Source organism: Streptomyces sp. NPDC054956 (assembly GCF_053609185.1).
Window position 1 is genome coordinate 1 of the sequence record NZ_JBSGXB010000156.1, and the last position, 17244, is coordinate 17244.

17 protein-coding genes, 1 tRNA gene and 1 pseudogene are annotated in these 17244 nt (G+C 72.7%); 3 read left to right on the plus strand and 16 right to left on the minus strand.

All coding sequences use genetic code 11. The annotated features are described in order from the left end of the window. Positions 1-101: 101 nt before the first annotated feature. From ACWGDE_RS23065 to ACWGDE_RS23075, 3 genes are all read right to left on the minus strand, one after another. On the minus strand, positions 102-542 hold the full coding sequence (locus ACWGDE_RS23065) for a DUF3574 domain-containing protein (RefSeq protein WP_453390895.1): 441 nt from the start codon (positions 540-542) through the stop codon (positions 102-104). A 53-nt stretch (positions 543-595) separates the two neighbouring features. After that, entirely contained in the window at positions 596-982 is a 387-nt protein-coding gene (locus ACWGDE_RS23070) for a hypothetical protein (RefSeq protein ID WP_453390896.1), read from the minus strand. A 59-nt stretch (positions 983-1041) separates the two neighbouring features. Further along, positions 1042-1123, minus strand: a tRNA-Tyr gene (locus ACWGDE_RS23075). Positions 1124-1321: 198 nt separating this feature from the next. Between ACWGDE_RS23075 and ACWGDE_RS23080 the strand changes: the two genes are divergently transcribed. Continuing rightward, positions 1322-1810 carry a YajQ family cyclic di-GMP-binding protein gene (locus tag ACWGDE_RS23080; protein ID WP_453390897.1) on the plus strand — a complete coding sequence of 163 codons (489 nt, stop codon included), beginning with the start codon at positions 1322-1324 and terminating at the stop codon, positions 1808-1810. A gap of 101 nt (positions 1811-1911) precedes the next feature. Here ACWGDE_RS23080 and ACWGDE_RS23085 read toward each other — a convergent pair whose 3' ends face one another. Further along, positions 1912-2673, minus strand: a complete 762-nt coding sequence (locus ACWGDE_RS23085; RefSeq protein ID WP_453390898.1) for a DUF6585 family protein — start codon at positions 2671-2673, stop codon at positions 1912-1914. Positions 2674-2946: 273 nt separating this feature from the next. Between ACWGDE_RS23085 and ACWGDE_RS23090 the strand changes: the two genes are divergently transcribed. Next, positions 2947-4374: a SulP family inorganic anion transporter gene (locus ACWGDE_RS23090; protein WP_453390899.1), complete on the plus strand. Its 1428-nt coding sequence runs from the start codon at positions 2947-2949 to the stop codon at positions 4372-4374. Between the two features lie 18 nt (positions 4375-4392). Beyond that, a complete protein-coding gene (locus tag ACWGDE_RS23095) occupies positions 4393-5628 on the plus strand; it encodes an APC family permease (RefSeq protein WP_453390900.1) in 1236 nt (411 codons plus the stop codon). Here ACWGDE_RS23095 and ACWGDE_RS23100 read toward each other — a convergent pair. The 12 genes and pseudogenes from ACWGDE_RS23100 to ACWGDE_RS23155 all read right to left on the minus strand — a co-directional run. Continuing rightward, positions 5612-6169: an SMI1/KNR4 family protein gene (locus ACWGDE_RS23100; protein WP_453390901.1), complete on the minus strand. Its 558-nt coding sequence runs from the start codon at positions 6167-6169 to the stop codon at positions 5612-5614. The two genes, ACWGDE_RS23095 and ACWGDE_RS23100, sit on opposite strands and share 17 nt — an antisense overlap. A 47-nt stretch (positions 6170-6216) precedes the next feature. Further along, positions 6217-7191, minus strand: coding sequence for a glycosyltransferase family 2 protein (locus tag ACWGDE_RS23105; protein WP_453390908.1), 975 nt, complete (start codon positions 7189-7191; stop codon positions 6217-6219). A gap of 210 nt (positions 7192-7401) precedes the next feature. Continuing rightward, positions 7402-7794, minus strand: a complete 393-nt coding sequence (locus ACWGDE_RS23110) for a YccF domain-containing protein (protein WP_453390902.1) — start codon at positions 7792-7794, stop codon at positions 7402-7404. Further along, complete coding sequence (gene htpX, locus ACWGDE_RS23115; RefSeq protein ID WP_453390903.1) at positions 7791-8654, minus strand: zinc metalloprotease HtpX; 864 nt, start codon at positions 8652-8654, stop codon at positions 7791-7793. Before htpX ends, ACWGDE_RS23110 begins: the two co-directional genes overlap by 4 nt. Before the next feature lie 202 nt (positions 8655-8856). After that, positions 8857-10410: an NADH-quinone oxidoreductase subunit N gene (locus ACWGDE_RS23120; protein WP_453390909.1), complete on the minus strand. Its 1554-nt coding sequence runs from the start codon at positions 10408-10410 to the stop codon at positions 8857-8859. A gap of 59 nt (positions 10411-10469) precedes the next feature. Continuing rightward, positions 10470-12038, minus strand: a complete 1569-nt coding sequence (locus ACWGDE_RS23125; RefSeq protein WP_453390910.1) for a complex I subunit 4 family protein — start codon at positions 12036-12038, stop codon at positions 10470-10472. A 38-nt stretch (positions 12039-12076) separates the two neighbouring features. Then, positions 12077-14134 carry an NADH-quinone oxidoreductase subunit 5 family protein gene (locus ACWGDE_RS23130; RefSeq protein ID WP_453390904.1) on the minus strand — a complete coding sequence of 686 codons (2058 nt, stop codon included), beginning with the start codon at positions 14132-14134 and terminating at the stop codon, positions 12077-12079. Then, positions 14131-14472 (minus strand): NADH-quinone oxidoreductase subunit NuoK, encoded by a 342-nt coding sequence (gene nuoK / locus ACWGDE_RS23135; protein WP_214946908.1) that lies wholly within the window; start codon positions 14470-14472, stop codon positions 14131-14133. Before nuoK ends, ACWGDE_RS23130 begins: the two co-directional genes overlap by 4 nt. Beyond that, positions 14472-15107, minus strand: a complete 636-nt coding sequence (locus ACWGDE_RS23140; protein WP_453390905.1) for an NADH-quinone oxidoreductase subunit J family protein — start codon at positions 15105-15107, stop codon at positions 14472-14474. The genes nuoK and ACWGDE_RS23140 overlap by 1 nt, the downstream gene beginning before the upstream one ends. After that, the gene (locus ACWGDE_RS23145) at positions 15104-15718 is read right to left on the minus strand and encodes a NuoI/complex I 23 kDa subunit family protein (RefSeq protein ID WP_453390906.1); all 615 of its coding nucleotides are present in this window, start codon (positions 15716-15718) and stop codon (positions 15104-15106) included. The genes ACWGDE_RS23140 and ACWGDE_RS23145 overlap by 4 nt, the downstream gene beginning before the upstream one ends. After that, complete coding sequence (locus ACWGDE_RS23150; RefSeq protein WP_453390907.1) at positions 15719-16687, minus strand: complex I subunit 1/NuoH family protein; 969 nt, start codon at positions 16685-16687, stop codon at positions 15719-15721. After that, positions 16684-17244: pseudogene (locus tag ACWGDE_RS23155) on the minus strand (NADH-quinone oxidoreductase subunit C); the annotation flags it as partial. The gene ACWGDE_RS23150 and the pseudogene ACWGDE_RS23155, both read right to left, overlap by 4 nt.

Sequence of the window (17244 nt, forward strand, 5' to 3'; positions counted from 1 at the left end):
GGGGATCCGGGGATCCGGGGATCCGGGGATCCGGGGATCCGGGGATCCGGGGATCCGGGGATCCGGGGATCCGGGGATCCGGGGATCCGGGGATCCGGGGATCAGAACTCGGCGGTCACCTGATCGTCGGACCGCCCGACCGAGTCCTGCTGGAACCGCTCCTCGTACGCCCGGCGGATCCGCTCGACGAGCTCCCCGCGCTCGTCGGCCTCCTTCTCCGGATAGAGCAGCACCACCTCGTAGGAGACTTCGCGGACGATCCCGCCGTCCCGCCCCCGCCACTGGCCGTGCCCGTCCTGAACGGTCAGCCCCTCGGGGAAGGCGGGGGTGATCTCCCGGTCGACGAAGCCGGTGAACTCCCGCTCCCCGACCGGCGGCCGGCCACCGGGCCGCTCGGTGCCGAAGTAGAGCCGGGTCTCCTGGTAGGGCTCCCCCACATGGGTGTGCAGCGCCGCCCCGACCAGGGCCGGGATCCCGGCCCCGAGCAGGGCGAGGAGCACCCCGCCACCGGCCTTCCCGCGCGTCTCAGAAGTAAATTTCACCCCCGATGAACGACCAACCCTCTCCATCGGCACGCCAGATCCGCCGGAAGGGGTCACTCGGTTTCCAGCCTCCGCCGCCACCACGGGTCCCCCGCGGGGGCGTACGGGTCGGCCAGCGTGCGGGCGAGGAACCGGGCGTCGAGCGGCGCGAGCACGGCCCGCAGCTCCCGCGCGGCCCGGCGGGTCAGCAGGTGGCAGAGCACCTCCAGCGCCTCCCGGTCGTCGCCCCAGGGGGGTTCGCAGCAGGGGCAGTCGCGATACCGGTCCGGGTGGATCACCCACGGTCCCCGCCGGTACGCCATCGCGCGCCAAGCGGACAGCGCCCGATGGGCCGCTCCCGGCTCGTACCGCCGGTGTTCAGCGCGGGCGATCTCCGCGAGGGTGCGGTAGCCCTCCGCGCCCGCCGGGGCCCACCGGTTTCCCCGGTCACTCCCTGACATGGCATACGAGAAAACCCCCGTTCACTGCGTTTCCGCAATGAACGGGGGTCTCACTCGCGTGGCGGCGCCAGGGTTCGAACCTGGGTAGGCTGAGCCGGCAGATTTACAGTCTGCTCCCTTTGGCCACTCGGGCACACCGCCATGTTCGCTGCCATCTTTCCGCCTTTCGGCGGCGCTCCGTGGCAACGACGTAAACAATACCCGATGGCAGGGGGTGCTTCGCCACCGGATTGATCAGCGCCGCACGCGCGCGTGGTGGCTAGGCTTTGCGGAGCGGGCCGGGGATGTCCCGCCGCGCCCTCCGGGGCGATCACAAACGACTTCAAGGAGCCACAGCACATGGCCGACTCCAGTTTCGACATCGTCTCGAAGGTCGAGCGGCAGGAGGTCGACAACGCCCTCAACCAGGCCGCCAAGGAGCTCTCGCAGCGCTACGACTTCAAGGGCACCGGCGCCTCGATCGCCTGGTCGGGCGAGAAGATCCTGATGGAGGCGAACTCCGAGGAGCGCGTCAAGGCGATCCTGGACGTCTTCGAGACCAAGCTGGTCAAGCGCGGGATCTCCCTCAAGGCGCTCGACGCCGGTGAGCCGCAGCTGTCCGGCAAGGAGTACAAGATCTTCGCCACGATCGAGGAAGGCATCTCCCAGGAGAACGCCAAGAAGGTCGCGAAGATCATCCGGGACGAGGGCCCCAAGGCCGTCAAGGCCCAGGTCCAGGGCGACGAGCTGCGCGTCAGCTCCAAGAGCCGCGACGACCTCCAGACCGTCCAGGCCCTCCTCAAGGGCAAGGACCTGGACTTCGCGATCCAGTTCGTGAACTACCGCTGACCTGAGGTCCGCGACCCGCGCGCACGCGGGTGACGACGGGGGCACGTCGCCGAGGAACGTCTCGGCGGGTGCCCCCTTCGCGTTCCCGCGACCGGGGCCGGTCAGCCGCCGGCGTGGCGGTGGCCGCCGCCGAGCTGGTCGACGACGGTCAGGAACAGGAAGAAGTTGGGGATCTTCGCGACGCGGGTGTTCGACCACGACAGCAGCTTCCCCGCCTTCGCCACGAAGACGACCCCGTCCTTGACCTCGATCTTCTGGATCTCACCCCAGTGCACGCCGCCGCGCTTGGCGGTGGCGATCCCGCCCGAGGTCACCGAGATGTCGCCGAAGTGCAGGGTCGCGCCCTGCTCCAGCGCGGTCATCACGCCCGGCAGCTGGGTCCGGGTGATCTCGCGCTGGATCTCCCTGCCCCAACGCTCCGGGTCGGCGTAGAAGTTGGTCAGCTTGAGCTTGGAGCCGTCCTGCTTGAACAGCGTGTACAGATACGTGGTTCCCACGTAGATGCCGTTGGCGTACCGCTGGGTGATCTCCTGCAGCACCGTCATCGAGTCCCAGCGGAAGCCGCTGACCGGACCGGTGGCATCGGAGACGACCAGGCCTTCCTCGAACAGGTGGATGCGCTTCGCCGCCTGCTTGCGGGAGAGATTGGGACTCTGCGCGAGGATCCAGACGAACACCAGGCCGGGCAGGACGAAGCACGCCAGGCCGAGGATCGCGAACAGGATCAGCCCGGCCATCCGCCAGGCGCCAAGGCGTTTCGGCGGGAACGTCTCCCTCAGGCGTCCGAGCCCTTGGGCTGCGGCGAGGGACGCGACCGCGTCCGGTATCTGCTCCTGGGCGGAGGGGGCGGAGGCTGACGCCATGGTGCCTCTTTCATGACGCCCGGGGTTGTCCCCAGCGGGCGAGAGCGATTCGAGCAGGCGGAGCCTACTGGCCGCCCGGAGGGCGTCCCCACCGGGCTCCCCTCCGCGCAGCGGACCTCGCCGGGCCCCTGCCCCGGCCCGGCGCCCGGGTGGCATGTGCCGGGCGTGAGAGGCGTACGCGCCCGTGGCGCTTCCCGTGGGCACTTGGGTGACGGGGAGTGCGCCCACCACGCTGAGGGGTGTCCATCACCGCAGTGACAGGGGGGTTCCCGCATGCCTGGGGCCGGCACGTTTCGCGAGGACTTCGGGGCGTCCGTCGTCGTCGCCCTGGTGGCGCTACCGCTCTGTGTCGGGGTGGCCGTGGCCTCCGGGGTCCCGGCCGAGCTGGGAATCGTCACCGGGGTGGTGGGCGGGCTGGTCACCGGTTGGTTCCCGGGCAGCTCGCTCCAGGTGAGCGGGCCGGCCGCCGGGCTCACCGTGCTCGTCTACGAGGCCGTGCGGACGTACGGGCTGCCCGCGCTCGGCGTGCTCGTCCTCGCCGCCGGGCTGGTGCAGCTGTGCATGGGCGCGCTGCGGCTCGGGCGGTGGTTCCGGGCGATCTCCGTGTCCGTCGTGCACGGAATGCTCGCCGGGATCGGACTCGTGCTGATCGCGGGCCAGTTGTACGCCCTGGCCGAGGTGCGGGCTCCCGCGGGGACCCTCGAGAAGTTCGCCGGGGCGGCCGCGCTCGGCCTGCGGGCCGACTGGACCGCCGTGGCGCTCGGGGCCGGGACCGTCGCGGTCCTGGTCCTCTGGCGGCGGATGCCGGACCGGCTGCGGCTGGTGCCGGGGGCGCTCGTCGGGGTGGCGGCCGCGACCGCCGCGGCGACGGTGCTGCGGCTGCCCGTGGAGCGGGTCCGGGTGACGGGCGTCCTGGAGGCCGTGACTCCGCCCGGCTGGGGGGACTTCGAGGTGCTGGCCTCCGCGGGAGCCCTCGGAACCGTGGTCGCGCTCGCGCTGATCGCCTCCGCCGAGACGCTGTTCAGCGCGGCCGCCGTGGACCGGATGCACGACGGGCCCCCGACCGAGTACGACCGCGAACTGGTCGCGCAGGGCGTCGGCAACACCCTGTGCGGACTGCTCGGAGCGCTGCCGATGACCGCCGTCATCGTCCGCAGCGCCGCCAACGTCGAGGCCGGAGCCCGCACTCGGGCCTCCAGGGTCCTGCACGGCGGCTGGCTGCTGCTGTTCGCCGTGGCCGTCCCCGGGCTGCTGGAGGCGGTCCCGCTCGCCGCGCTCGCCGGGGTGCTGCTGCACGCCGGCTGGAAGCTGCTGCCGGCCAGGGCCGTGGCCGCGCTGTGGCGCACGCACCGGGGCGAGGCGGTCGTGCTCGTGGCGACGGCCTGCGCGATCGTGACCACGAACCTCTTCGAGGGCGTGCTCGCCGGGCTGGGGATCGCCATCGCCAAGGCGGCCTGGGAGACCTCCCACGTGCACGTCGAGCAGGTGTGGGAGGGCGAGGAGCTGCGCGTGCGGATCCTGGGCAACGCCAGCTTCCTGCGCCTGCCCAAACTGCTCGACGAGCTGGACGCGCTGCCGCACGGGCGCGCCGTGCGACTCGACCTGAGCGGGCTGCGCCACCTCGACCACGCCTGCCTGACGGCGCTCGACGGCTGGGAGCGTGCCCGCACGCCGCTCCCCGGCCGGGAGGGCGTCATCTAGCCCGGCTACCCTCCGCCCGTGAACAACGAGCTGAAGCGCACCCTGGGCGTCTCCGACGCGGTCGTCGTCGGGCTCGGCGCCATGATCGGGGCCGGGATCTTCGCCGCACTCGCCCCGGCGGCGCGCGCGGCCGACGGCGCGCTCCTCGCGGCCCTCGCGCTGGCCGCCCTGGTGGCCTACTGCAACGCGCACTCCTCGGCGCGGCTGGCCGCCCGTTACCCCTCCTCGGGCGGCACCTACGTGTACGGGCGCGAGCGGCTCGGGCCCTTCTGGGGATATCTGGCCGGGTGGGGCTTCGTCGTCGGCAAGACCGCCTCCTGCGCGGCGATGGCCCTGACCGTCGGGGCGTACGCGTGGCCCGGGCAGCAGCGTGCCGTGGCCGTGGCGGCGGTGGTGGCCCTGACCGCCGCGAGCTACGGCGGGGTCCAGAAGTCGGCCCGGATCGCCCGGGTGATCGTGGCGGCGGTACTGGCCGTGCTGGCCGGGGTGGTCGTGGCCTGCCTGTCCTCCGGCGCGTCCGACGCGGACCGGCTCGGCGGCGCGGACTGGGGCGCGGCCGGCCTGCTGCAGGGCGCCGGACTGCTGTTCTTCGCCTTCGCCGGCTACGCCCGGATCACGACCCTGGGTGAGGAGGTCCGTGATCCGGAGCGCACGATCCCGCGGGCGGTGCCGCTCGCCCTGGGGATCGCCCTGCTCGTGTACGCCGCGGTCGCGGTGGCGGCGCTGTCGGTGCTCGGCGAGGACGGTCTGGCCCGGTCGGCGGCGCCGCTGGCCGACGCCGTGCGCGCGGCCGGGTGGTCCGGGCTGACTCCCGTCGTCCGGGTGGGGGCGGCTCTGGCCGCTCTGGGCTCGTTGCTGGCCCTCGTGCTCGGGGTTTCGCGGACGACCCTGGCGATGGCCCGGGACGGCCATCTCCCGCGCGCGCTGGCCGCCGTACATCCCCGGCATCAGGTGCCGCACCACGCCGAGCTGGCGGTGGGCACGGTGGTGGCGGTGCTCGCGGCCACCACCGATCTGCGGGGCGCGATCGGTTTCTCTTCCTTCGGCGTGCTGGCCTACTACGCGATCGCGAACGCCTCCGCGTGGACTCTCGATTCAGGTGTCAAGGACCGGGCCGTGGCAGCGGTGGGGCTGTCCGGTTGTGTGGTGCTGGCCTGCGCGCTGCCCGCCGCGTCGACGGTCGCGGGGGCCGCCGTGCTGGCGCTGGGCGCGGCGGCGTACGGCCTGCGGCGGCGGCTCACACCCGGGATCTGAAGTCGGCCCAGGGGGTCAGCTCCAGGTCCCACTCCTCCCCCGCTCCCGACTCCTCGCTGAACCAGGCGGTGCCGTCGAGCCAGCCGCGCAGCCAGTCGGCGAGGCCGGGTGATTCGAGGAACCAGGCGAAGTCGGGATCGCCCGAGTTCGGTTCGAACAACAGGACTTGGGCCGAGTCGGAGCGGCAGTCCACGCAGGCCTGGATGGAGCAGCCGAAGTCGGCTATCGGCAGCACGCCCTCGGGCCACCGCCACGCCGACCGGCGCATCGAGCCGTACTCGGCGACGGCCCTCTCCAGCGGCAGCAGGCCCCGCTCGGGGCCGAAGCCGCCGTCCGCGACCCGGGTGTAGAGGGCCGCCAGGAGCGGGGGCAGGGCGAAGCCCAACGCGGCTTCGGCCCGGCGCAGGCCCGCGGTGTCCAGGGGCTCCGCAAGGGGTGCAGGAAGGGGTGCGGTCAGGGTCTCCGCCGCCGCGAGCCGCCCCTGGTGGGAGCTGCGTGCGCGTCCGGCGACTTGCTTCAGCAACTGCTCGGTCTCATCCATGCACACACAGTGACACCCCCCACTGACAATCGCCCTGACCTGCGATTTCAGCCGCCTTCCCGGTCCGCCCCGCGCGCCGGATCCCCGCCCCTCGAGCCCCCGTTCGCCGAGTGCCCCGAGTCCCCGTTCGCCGAGTCGTACCCGACGAAGTACGTGGGCCGCCGCTGTACGGCCGTGTAGATGCGGCCGATGTACTCGCCGAGCAGGCCGAGGCAGATCAGCTGCACCGCGCCGAGGAACAGCATCACGATGAACAGCGAGGTCCAGCCGGGCACGGTCCGGCCGGCCAGGTGGATCACCAGGGTGGCCGCCACCAGCAGGAGGCAGCCGAAGAAGCCGGCCGCGCCCAGCCAGGTCGCCAGGCGCAGCGGTGCGGCGGAGAAGCTGACGATGCTGTCGACGCCGAGCCGGACCATCCTGTTCAGCGGGTACTTGGTCCGGCCCGCCACCCGCTCCTCGCGCCGGTAGGAGACCCGGCCGCTCGGGAAGCCGAGCCACGGGACCAGCAGGCGGTACACCTGGTGCTGGTCGGGCATGGACTTGACCGCTTCGACGGCCGCGCGGCTCAGCAGCCGGAAGTCGCCGGCCTGCGCGGGCACCTGCTTGCCGACCAGGCGGCGCACGAGCCAGTAGTAGGCGCCCGCGGTACGCCGCTTGAACCCGGTGTCGGTGCTCCGGTCGTCCCGGACGCCGTAGACGATGTCGAGGCCCTGCGCGCGTGCCAGGGCGAACATCTCCGGGATCTTCTCCGGCGGGTCCTGGAGGTCCGCGTCGATGCTGGCGACGTAGGCCCCCGCCGCGCCGTGCAGGCCGGCCCTGAGGGCGGCCTGGTGGCCGGAGTTCCCGCGCAGCCGCAGCACCCGCAGCTCGGGCCACCCGGACCGGAACCCGGCCAGCAGCTCTGCTGTGCGGTCCCCGCTGCCGTCGTCGACGGCGACGACCTCGTAGCCGACGCCCAGGCCGTCGAGCACGGGGCGCAGCCTGGCCACCAGGGCCGGGAGCGCGTCCTCCTCGTCGTACATCGGGACGACGACGGAGAGTTCGGGGACCAAGCGGGCGGGGCCCGGGGCCGGCTCGGCCGGCGGGGTCGTGGAGGGATCGGTCGGCATCGGTGGTTCCCTGCCCGTCGCTCGTGCCCTGTGCGCGTGCGCTCGCCCGCGCCGGCCGCCCGCCGGCACCGGCGGCCCGGCCCGCAGGCCGTCCGCCGCGGCGCCCGGCCGCACCCCGGGACCTTAGCGCGAGGCGAAGGGCGCGTCCGTCGGGACGATCTCGCGGCCGAGCGGGAGCAGGGAGAGCGGAACCATCTTGAAGTTCGCGATGCCGAACGGGATGCCGATGATCGTCAGGCACAGGGCGATGCCGGTGACGATGTGGCCGAGGGCCAGCCACCAGCCCGCGAGGACCAGCCACAGCACGTTGCCGACGAAGGACGCGGTGCCCGCGTCACGCCGCTCGACGGTGGTGTAGCCGAAGGGCCACAGGGCGTAGACGGCGATCCGGAAGGCGGCGATGCCGAAGGGGATTCCGATGATCGTGATGCAGAGGATCGCGCCGGCGAGACAGTAGCCGAGGAACAGCCAGATCCCGCTGAGCACGAGCCAAATGAGGTTGAGGATGGTCTTCACAGACTTCGGCCTGCCATCTGTTCGAGCCGGGCGATGCGCTCGGCCATCGGAGGGTGTGTGGAGAACATCTTGGACAGTCCCTCGCCGGGGCGGAAGGGATTGGCGATCATCATGTGGCTCGCCGTCTCCAGCCGGGGCTCGGGCGGCAGCGGGAGCTGCTTGGTGCCGGCGTCCAGTTTGCGCAGGGCGCTCGCGAGGGCGAGCGGGTCACCGGTGAGCTGGGCTCCGGAGGCGTCCGCCTCGTACTCGCGCGAGCGGCTGATGGCGAGCTGGATCACGGAGGCCGCCAGCGGGCCCAAGAGCATGATCAGCAGCATGCCGAAGAGGCCGGGGCCCTCGTCGTCGTTGGAGCGCCCGATCGGGATCAGCCAGGCGAAGTTCACCAGGAACATGATCACGGAGGCGAGGGCGCCGGCGACCGAGGAGATGAGGATGTCGCGGTTGTAGACGTGGCTCAGCTCGTGGCCGATGACCCCGCGCAGCTCGCGCTCGTCGAGGATCCTCAGGATGCCCTCCGTGCAGCAGACCGCGGCGTTGCGCGGGTTGCGGCCGGTGGCGAAGGCGTTGGGGGCCTCGGTCGGGGAGATGTAGAGCCGTGGCATGGGCTGGCGCGCGGACGTGGAGAGCTCGCGCACCATGCGGTAGAGCTCGGGTGCCTCGAACTCGCTGACGGGGCGGGCGCGCATCGCGCGTAGAGCCAGCTTGTCGCTGTTCCAGTACGCGTACGCGTTCGTGCCCAGGGCGACGAGGACGGCGACTATCAGGCCGCCCCGGCCGAAGAAGCTTCCGATGACGATGATGAGTGCCGACAGACCGCCGAGGAGTACGGCGGTCTTCAGCCCGTTGTGCCGGCGGTGCACGGTACGCCCTCCAAGTGGTGCGGCAGGGGGACCCGTCCAGGATCTGTGGATCGCAGGGGCCTACGGTCCAGTGGACCCTCCCTTCCTGGTCAACGCCAGGTGAGGACCTCAGGTTCCCGGTGCGCCCCCGCCCCGCCGCCCCGCCGGCCCGGGCCGTGGGGCGGCCGCGCCTGTTGGGCCGTACGGGTGATGCACGTACGGCCTACAGCGCGAACAGGCTGCCCGTGGCGAAGCGCAGGACCAGCTGCGGGGCTCCCGAGAGGACCAGGGCGGTGGCGGCGGTGAGCACGACGGCCGCGGTGACCGGCCAGGGCGTCCTCGTACGGGCCTGCGCGCCTTCCTCGCCGGCCTCCCCCTCGGTGGTGCGGAAGAGCAGGGCCGTCCAGCGCAGGTAGTAGTACAGCGCGACCACGACGTTGACGGCCATGACCACGGCGAGCCAGCCGAGCCCGGCGTCGACCGCCGACCGGAAGACGGTGACCTTCGCGAAGAGTCCGATGATGCCCGGCGGCAGACCGGCCAGGCAGAGCAGGAAGAAGGCCAGCGAGAGGGCGGCGAGCGGGCGCTCGGCGTACAGACCCCGGTAGTCGGAGAGCCGGTGCAGGGGCTTCGTACGGGCCACCAGGGCGGCCACGGCGAAGGCGCCGAGGTTCACGGCGGCGTACATGAGCGCGTACGCGACGGTGGAGCCGATCTGGTCGCGGCCGGCGTACGCGGCGGCGGCGATCGGGACCAGCAGGTAGCCGGCCTGGCCGACCGAGGACCAGGCGAGCAGCCGTACGGCACCGCCCGGCCGGTCGGCGGACTGCCGCAGGGCGGCCGCGTTGCCGAGCGTCATGGTGAGCGCGGCGAGGACGGCGAGGGCCGGGCCCCAGACGTCGGAGTACGCGGGGAACGCGATCACCGTGACGAGGATGAGGCCGGTGAATCCGACCGCCTTGCCGATGACCGACAGGTATCCGGCGACGGGCAGCGGCGCGCCGACGTAGGTGTCCGGGACCCAGAAGTGGAAGGGGACGGCGGCCGTCTTGAAGGCGAAGCCGACGAGGGTGAGCGCGACGCCGGCCATGGCGAGGGTGTCGAGCTGTCCGGGGACGTGTTCGAGCCCCTGCGCGACGCGCGCGAGGTGCAGGGAGCCGGTGGCGGCGTAGACGAAGCTCACGCCCATCAGCGATACGGCGGTCGCGGTGACGGAGGAGAGGAAGAACTTGAGGGCGGCCTCGGAGGAGAGCCGGTCGCCGCGGCGCATGCCGACGAGGGCGAACGCGGGCAGCGAGGCGACTTCGAGGGCGACGATCAGGGTCGCGAGGTCGCGTGAGGCGGGCAGCAGGGCCGCGCCGGCGGCGGAGGAGAGCAGCAGGAACCAGTACTCGCCGGCCGGCATGCGCGCCTCGCGGACGGTGCTGACCGACAGCAGGGCGGTGATCAGGGCGCCGCCCAGTACGAGGAACTGGACGACGAGCGCGAAGTGGTCGGCGGCGTAGCTGCACGCGCCGGGGTCGGCGATGCCGGTGCCCGTGCCCGCCGCCGTGCCGGTGAGGCAGAAGGTGGCGCGGTCGCCCGCGCGCAGCGGCAGCAGGGTGGCGGTCGCCGCGGCCAGTCCGGCCACGGAGAGCCAGCCGAGCAGCGGCTTGCGGTGCTCGGGTACGAAGAGGTCCGCGACCAGCACGATCAGGGCGACGGTGGCCGTGATGACGACGGGCGCGATGGCGAGCCAGTCGACGGACTGGACCACGCTGGTGGCGTCGGCGGCCATGCTCTGAACGGGCGCGGCCTGAACGGTCGCGGCGTGAACGGTCGCGGCGTGAAGGGCCGTCATGAGTTGCCTCCCGCGAGGAGCTTCTGGACGGCCGGGTCGGTGAGGCCGAGGAGGACCGCGGGCCACAGGCCGGCGAGGACGGTGAGGGCGACGAGGGGGGTCCAGGCGGCGAACTCGTACCGCTGGATGTCCGCGAGGGCCTCGGGGCCGGTGTGCCGGCCGCTCGCCGCCTTCGGGTCGCCCATGCACACCCGCCGTACGACGATCAGAAGATAGGCGGCGGTGAGCAGGGTGCCGAACGCTCCGACGGCCATGTAGGTGAGGAACGCGGGCCGCGAGAGCCCTTCGGCGGGGTCGAACGCGCCGAAGAGGGCCAGCATCTCGCCCCAGAAGCCGGCCAGGCCGGGCAGGCCGAGGGAGGCGACGGCGGCGAAGGCCAGGAGCGCGCCGAAGCGGGGGGCGCGGCCGTAGAGGGCGGCGCCGGTGGCTCCGGCGAGGGTGTCGAGGTCCGCGGTGCCGTAGCGGTCCTTGAGCGCGCCGACGAGGAAGAAGAGGAGGCCGGTGATCAGGCCGTGGGCGATGTTGGCGAAGAGCGCGCCGTTGACGCCGGTGGGGGTCATCGAGGCGATGCCGAGCAGGACGAAGCCCATGTGGCCCACGGAGGAGTAGGCGATGAGGCGCTTGAGGTCGCCCTTGTTGCCCTTGCGGGCCAGCGCGAGGCAGGCCAGGGACCCGTAGACGATGCCGACGGCGGCGAACGCGCCCAGGTAGGGAGCGAAGGTGGCCATGCCGTCGGGGGTGACGGGCAGCAGGATGCGCACGAACCCGTAGGTGCCCATCTTCAGCAGGACGCCCGCGAGGAGGACGGAGCCGACGGTGGGGGCGGCGGTGTGCGCGTCGGGCAGCCAGCTGTGCAGCGGCCACATCGGGGTCTTCACGGCGAGGCCGATCCCGATGGCGAGGACGGCCAGGACCTGGGTCGTGCGGGTCAGTCCGCGGCCGTTGTCAGAGGCCAGTGCCACCATGTCGAAAGTGCCGCTTTTCAGTCCGATCAGCAGCAGACCGAGCAGCATGACGACGGAGCCGAGGAGCGTGTAGAGGATGAACTTCCAGGCCGCGGCCTGACGCTGGGCGCCACCCCAGCGGGCGATGAGGAAGTACATCGGGATGAGGACCATCTCGAAGGCCAGGAAGAACAGCAGCAGGTCGAGGACGGCGAAGGTCGCGAGGGTGCCGGACTCCAGGACCAGGAGGAGCGCGACGAAGGCCTTCGCGGAGGGGCCCGCGGGGAGCTTGAAGTAGCTGTAGAGCGCGCACAGGAAGAACAGCAGTGCGGTCATCAGGAGGAGGGGGAGCGAGATGCCGTCGATGCCGAGGTGGATGCGGACGTTCAGCGCCTGGATCCAGCTGATGTCCGTCGTCGCCTGGAAACGGGACGGGGCGTCGTGGTCGAAGCCCACGGCGAGGGCGATCGCCGCGGCGAGGATGACGCCGGTGACGGTCACGCCGTGGCGCAGCACGGCCTGGTCGGGGCTCTTGCCCTTCAGTCCGGGCGGGGCGGGCAGGAGGGCCGCGACCGCGCCGAGGAGCGGTGCGGCCACGACGAACGCCAGAAGGAACTGCATCACGGACGGGCTGATATCAATCACGGCTGACTCACGGCTCACGATCCGGCGTTGACGTTGGCGAGGACGGCGGTGGCGATCGCCAGGACCACGGCGCCGGCGAGCAGGGCGCTCAGGTAGCTCTGCACGTTGCCGGTCTGGGCACGGCGTACGAGGCCTCCGAGCAGCCGGGGTCCGATGCCCGCGCCACGGACGTACGAGTCCACCACCTCGCGGTCGAGGAAGCGTACGAGGCCTGCGGCGGCTCGGACGGGGCGCACGAAGAGGCGGTCGTAGACGGCGTCGAGGTGGAAGCCGGAGGCGGCGTGCCGGTGCAGGGGGCCCAGGAGGGCCCGGCCGGGGTCGGCGGCGGGACCCGCCGGGACGGCGGGGTGGTCGTGGGTGACCTCGCCGACCTCGGGTGCTTCGGCCGCGGACTCGGCGGCCGCGGTGGCGGCGGACACGTCGGCAGCCACGACGGCGGGCCGCTCGGCCGCGTTGCCGCCGGCGCCCGGGGTGGGGACGGCCGCGGCGGGAGCCGCGATCGCCCTGGCCTCGGCGCGCTGCCACAGGGCGTAGGTGAGGGCGGCTCCGACGATGGCGGCGCCCGTGCCTAGGACCGAGGTCGTCAGCGACGGGGTGAGTTCCTTGCCTTCGAAGAAGTCGGCGAGCGGGCCGGCCATCAGGCCGAAGCCGACGGACGGGATCGCCAGCAGCCACAGCACGCCGGTCATGGCGACGGGCTCCTTGCCGTGGTCGGGGGCCGCGGCGCCCCGGCCCCGGAAGGCCATCAGCCACAGCCGGGTGGCGTAGGCGGCGGTGAGCAGGGCGGTCAGCACGCCCGCGATCAGGACCACCCAGCCGGCCGCGCCCGGTGCGAGCTCCGAGTGGCCGCCGGCGGTGTGCTCGGCGGCGACGAGGACGGCTTCCTTGGAGAAGAAGCCGGCGAAGGGCGGGATGGCGGCGAGCGCGAGCAGCGCGATCGTCATCGTCCAGAAGGCGTCGGGGATCCGCTGGGACAGGCCTTCCATGCGGGACATGGCGCCCAGGGAGTTCGTACCGGCTGCGTGGATGATCACGCCGGCGCCGAGGAACAGGAGCGCCTTGAAGGCGCCGTGGGACATGAGGTGGAAGACGGCGGCCGCGGGGTCGCCGACGGCCAGGGCCCCGGTCATGTAGCCGAGCTGGCCGATCGTGGAGTAGGCCAGCACCCGCTTGATGTCGTCCTGGGCCAGGGCCGCGAGGGCGGAGCCGACCATCGTGACGGCCGCCATGACGGCCATGACCACCAGCGCGGCCCGGGAGGCCGCGAAGACGGGGAGGAGCCGGGCGATGAAGTAGACACCGGCGGCGACCATCGTCGCGGCGTGGATCAGGGCGGAGACCGGGGTGGGGCCCGCCATGGCGTCCGGGAGCCAGGTGTGCAGCGGGAACTGCGCGGACTTGCCCGCGACTCCGGCGAGCAGGAGCAGAGCGATCAGCGTCGGGTGGTCGAGCCCGCCCGCGGCGACGGTGCCCAGGATCTTGGTGATCCGGAAGGAGCCGGCGTCGGCGGCGAGCGCGAACAGGCCGATCAGGAAGGGGACGTCGCCGAGCTTGGTGACGAGGAAGGCCTTCAGGGAGGCGGAGCGGGCCGCCTCGGTCTCCCAGTAGTGCCCGACCAGGAAGTACGAGCAGATGCCCATGATCTCCCAGCCGACCAGCAGCACCATCAGGTCGCCGGAGTAGACGACGAGCAGCATGGCGGAGGTGAACAGTGAGACCAGAGCGGCGTAGGACGGGTAGCGCGGGTCCTCGCGCAGGTACGCCGTCGAGTAGATCTGGACGCAGGTGGCGACGACGCCGACCAGCACGGCCACCAGCACGGCGAAGCCGTCCAGGTGGAGCGAGAGCTCGATCGGCACGGAGCCGGTCGGGGTCAGCTCGGTCGCCGTGTCGATCGCCTTGCCGCCGCCGTGGCGGAGGGCGACCAGTACGGCCAGTACGGCGGCGCCGAGCGTCGGCAGGATCGCGAGCGGCCTGACGAAGCCGGGGGCGGTGCGGCCGAGCAGCAGTCCCGCCAGCGCGCCCAGGAAGGGCAGGAGGGGGACGAGTACGGCGAGGGTCGGGGTGGTCACGCGGCGGCTCCAGTCGCGCTGTCCGGCTCGTGGCCCTCGGCGGTGTCGCGCAGCTTGTCGACGTCCGCGGTGCCCCGGTTGCGGTACACCATCAGCACGATCGCGAGGCCGATGCCGATCTCGGCGGCGGCGATGGCGATGGTGAAGAGGGTGAGGGCCTGGCCGGCGTGCAGGGTGTCGCGCAGCCAGACGTCGAAGGCCACCAGGTTGAGGTTGACGGCGTTGAGCATCAGCTCGACGGACATCAGGACCAGGATGGCGTTGCGGCGGGCGAGCACTCCGTACAGGCCCGTGCAGAAGAGGAGCGCCGCCAGCACGGCGGGGTAGGCGAGGTGCATCAGCTCTGCCCCTTCTTGTCCGCGGCGGGGGCGCCGGTGGTCTTCGCGGTTCCGGTCGTCCCGGTCGGGGTCGTCCCGGTCGGGGTCGCCCCGGCGGGGGCGTCCTTGCGGGACAGCACGATGGCGCCGATCAGGGCCGCGAGGAGGAGGACGGAGAGCGCCTCGAACGGCAGCACCCAGTGCTGGAAGAGGATCGCTCCGGTGACCTGGGTGGAGCCCTGGGCGGGCCCGTCGAGGTCGATCCAGGTGGTGCGGAAGGCGTCGACGACCACCCAGACGAGCGCGGCGGCGGCCACGAGGGCGACGCCGAGGGCGACCGGGCGGTTGCCGGAGTCGGCGTCCGGCGAGCGGCCGATGGGCGCCTTGGTGAGCATCAGCCCGAAGAGGAGGAGGACGACCACGGAACCGAGGTAGATCAGCACCTGGACCCAGGCGATGAACTCGGCGGTCAGCAGCAGGTACTCGACGGCGACCCCGCCGAGCGCGACGACCAGCCACAGGGCGGCGTGCACGAGCTGCTTGGTGGTGACGGTGACGGCTGCCGCGCCGAGGGTGGCGAGGCCGACGAGGACGAAGGCGATCTCGACGCCGGTCGGGGAGAGGAAGCCGTTGCCTTGGGCGGCTGCGGTGATCACGCGTCTCCTTCCGGGGCCGGGGCCTGGGCCGGATTGTCGGGGTTCGGCTCGGCGTCGGCCGCGGCAGCGGCCGCAGCGGCGGCGGCAGCCGCGACCTCGGCCTTCTCCACGGCCTTGCGGGCGGCCGCGACTTCCTTGGGTTCCTCGGCGCCCGGGTCCAGGGCGGGCGGGGCCGGAACGGTCCACATCCACTCGCGCAGCTTGTCGCGCTCGTGGGTGAGCTCGTGGATGTCGGTCTCGGCGTACTCGAACTCCGGCGACCAGAAGAGCGCGTCGAAGGGGCACACCTCGATGCAGATGCCGCAGTACATGCAGAGCGAGAAGTCGATCGCGAAGCGGTCGAGGACGTTGCGGCTGCGCTCACGGCCGCCGGGGGCGGCGGCCGGCACCGTCTCCTTGTGGGAGTCGATGTAGATGCACCAGTCGGGGCACTCGCGCGCGCACAGCATGCAGACCGTGCAGTTCTCCTCGAACAGGCCGATGACCCCGCGCGAGCGCGGCGGGAGCTCGGGCTGCACGTCGGGGTACTGGGCGGTGTGCGAGCGCTTCGTCATCGTGCGCAGCGTCACGGCCAGGCCCTTGGCCAGGCCGGATCCGGGGATGGGAGGCATTTACTGGATCGCCACCTTCACGATGCCGGTGAGCGCGATCTGGGCGAGCGCGAGCGGGATGAGTACGGTCCAGGCGAGCTTCTGCAGCTGGTCCTCGCGCAGTCGCGGGTAGCTCACGCGGAGCCAGATCACCACGAAGGAGAGCGCGGCGATCTTGATCAGGGTCCAGGCCCAGCCGAAGTCCTCGCCGCCGAAGGGGCCGTGCCAGCCGCCCAGGAAGAGGACGGTGGTCAGGGCGCAGAGGACCACGATGCCGGCGTACTCGGCGAGCAGGAACAGCGCGAAGCGCAGGCCGGTGTACTCGGTGTACGCGCCGAAGATGATCTCGGAGTCGGCGACGGGCATGTCGAAGGGGGGCCGCTGGAGTTCGGCGAGGCCGGCGGTGAAGAAGACGAGCCCGCCGACGATCTGCCAGGGCAGCCACCACCACTCGAAGGCGCCGACGATGCCGGGGAGGGAGACCGTCCCGGCGGCCATGGCCACCGAGGCCGCGGCGAGCAGCATGGGGAGCTCGTAGGCGAGCAGCTGGGCCGCGGTGCGCAGGCCGCCGAGCAGGGAGAACTTGTTCGCGGAGGCCCAGCCGGCCATGAGCGAGCCGAGCACTCCGATGCCCATGACGGCGAGGGCGAAGAAGAGCCCGGCGTCGATGACCTGGCCGACGGCGCCCTCGCCGGGCCCGATCGGGATGGCGAGGAGGACCAGGAGGTACGGGAGGAGGGCGACGGCGGGGGCGAGCTGGAAGACGCGGCGGTCGGCGTTGGCCGGGACGATGTCTTCCTTCTGCGCGAACTTGACCCCGTCGGCGACGAGCTGGGCCCAGCCGTGGAAGCCGCCGGCGTACATGGGGCCGAGGCGGCCCTGCATGTGGGCCATCACCTTGTGCTCGGTCTGCCCGATGACGAGCGGGAGCACGAGGAAGACGGCGAAGACGACGATCAGCCGCAGGGCGACGTCGAGGACGTCGTTCACGCGGTGCCTCCGGTGGGGTCTGTGGTCGGGTCGCCGTCGGTCTCGGCGGGGTCGGCGGGGGCAGCCGGTTCGGCCGGGGTCGCCGGCTCAGCGGGAGCGGCGGGTTCGGCCGGGGTCGCCGGGGTAGCGGGTTCAGCCGGAGCGGTCGACGGCTCGTCGAAGGCGGGCTTCGGGTCGTGCCAGGGCGCGTCCGTGCTTCGGGGTGCGGGCCGCTTCGGCGCCTGCGGCGCGGCCCCGTCCGCCTGGCTCGCGGAACCGTCGGACGCGGAGCGGGTGCGGCGGACCGGGCGTGCCGGGGCCGACTCGTCCGCGGCCGGGGCCGCGTCGGGGGTCTCGGCCGGGGTCGCGGCGGTCTCGGCCGGGGGCGCCGCCTGGCTTGCCGAGCCCTCCGTCACCGAGCGGGTGCGGCGGACCGGGCGTGCCGGGGCCGACTCGTCCGCGCCGGGAGCCGCGGCAGCGGCCGTAGCGTCGGCCGGGCCTTCGCCGGCCGGGCGGGTGCGGCGCACCGGGGCGCCTTCGCGCGGGGCGCGGACGGGGCGTTCCCCGGCCGCGGCCGC

Excerpts from the sequence above, each read along its gene's own strand:
- ACWGDE_RS23085 (WP_453390898.1), bottom strand. The coding sequence starts at position 2,673 with ATGGCGTCAGCCTCCGCCCCCTCCGCCCAGGAGCAGATACCGGACGCG.
- ACWGDE_RS23120 (WP_453390909.1), bottom strand. The coding sequence starts at position 10,410 with ATGGCCGCCGACGCCACCAGCGTGGTCCAGTCCGTCGACTGGCTCGCC.
- ACWGDE_RS23105 (WP_453390908.1), bottom strand. The coding sequence starts at position 7,191 with ATGTACGACGAGGAGGACGCGCTCCCGGCCCTGGTGGCCAGGCTGCGC.
- ACWGDE_RS23100 (WP_453390901.1), bottom strand. The coding sequence starts at position 6,169 with ATGGATGAGACCGAGCAGTTGCTGAAGCAAGTCGCCGGACGCGCACGC.
- ACWGDE_RS23090 (WP_453390899.1), top strand. The coding sequence starts at position 2,947 with ATGCCTGGGGCCGGCACGTTTCGCGAGGACTTCGGGGCGTCCGTCGTC.
- ACWGDE_RS23080 (WP_453390897.1), top strand. The coding sequence starts at position 1,322 with ATGGCCGACTCCAGTTTCGACATCGTCTCGAAGGTCGAGCGGCAGGAG.
- ACWGDE_RS23070 (WP_453390896.1), bottom strand. The coding sequence starts at position 982 with ATGTCAGGGAGTGACCGGGGAAACCGGTGGGCCCCGGCGGGCGCGGAG.
- ACWGDE_RS23125 (WP_453390910.1), bottom strand. The coding sequence starts at position 12,038 with ATGCAGTTCCTTCTGGCGTTCGTCGTGGCCGCACCGCTCCTCGGCGCG.
- ACWGDE_RS23145 (WP_453390906.1), bottom strand. The coding sequence starts at position 15,718 with ATGCCTCCCATCCCCGGATCCGGCCTGGCCAAGGGCCTGGCCGTGACG.
- nuoK (WP_214946908.1), bottom strand. The coding sequence starts at position 14,472 with ATGCACCTCGCCTACCCCGCCGTGCTGGCGGCGCTCCTCTTCTGCACG.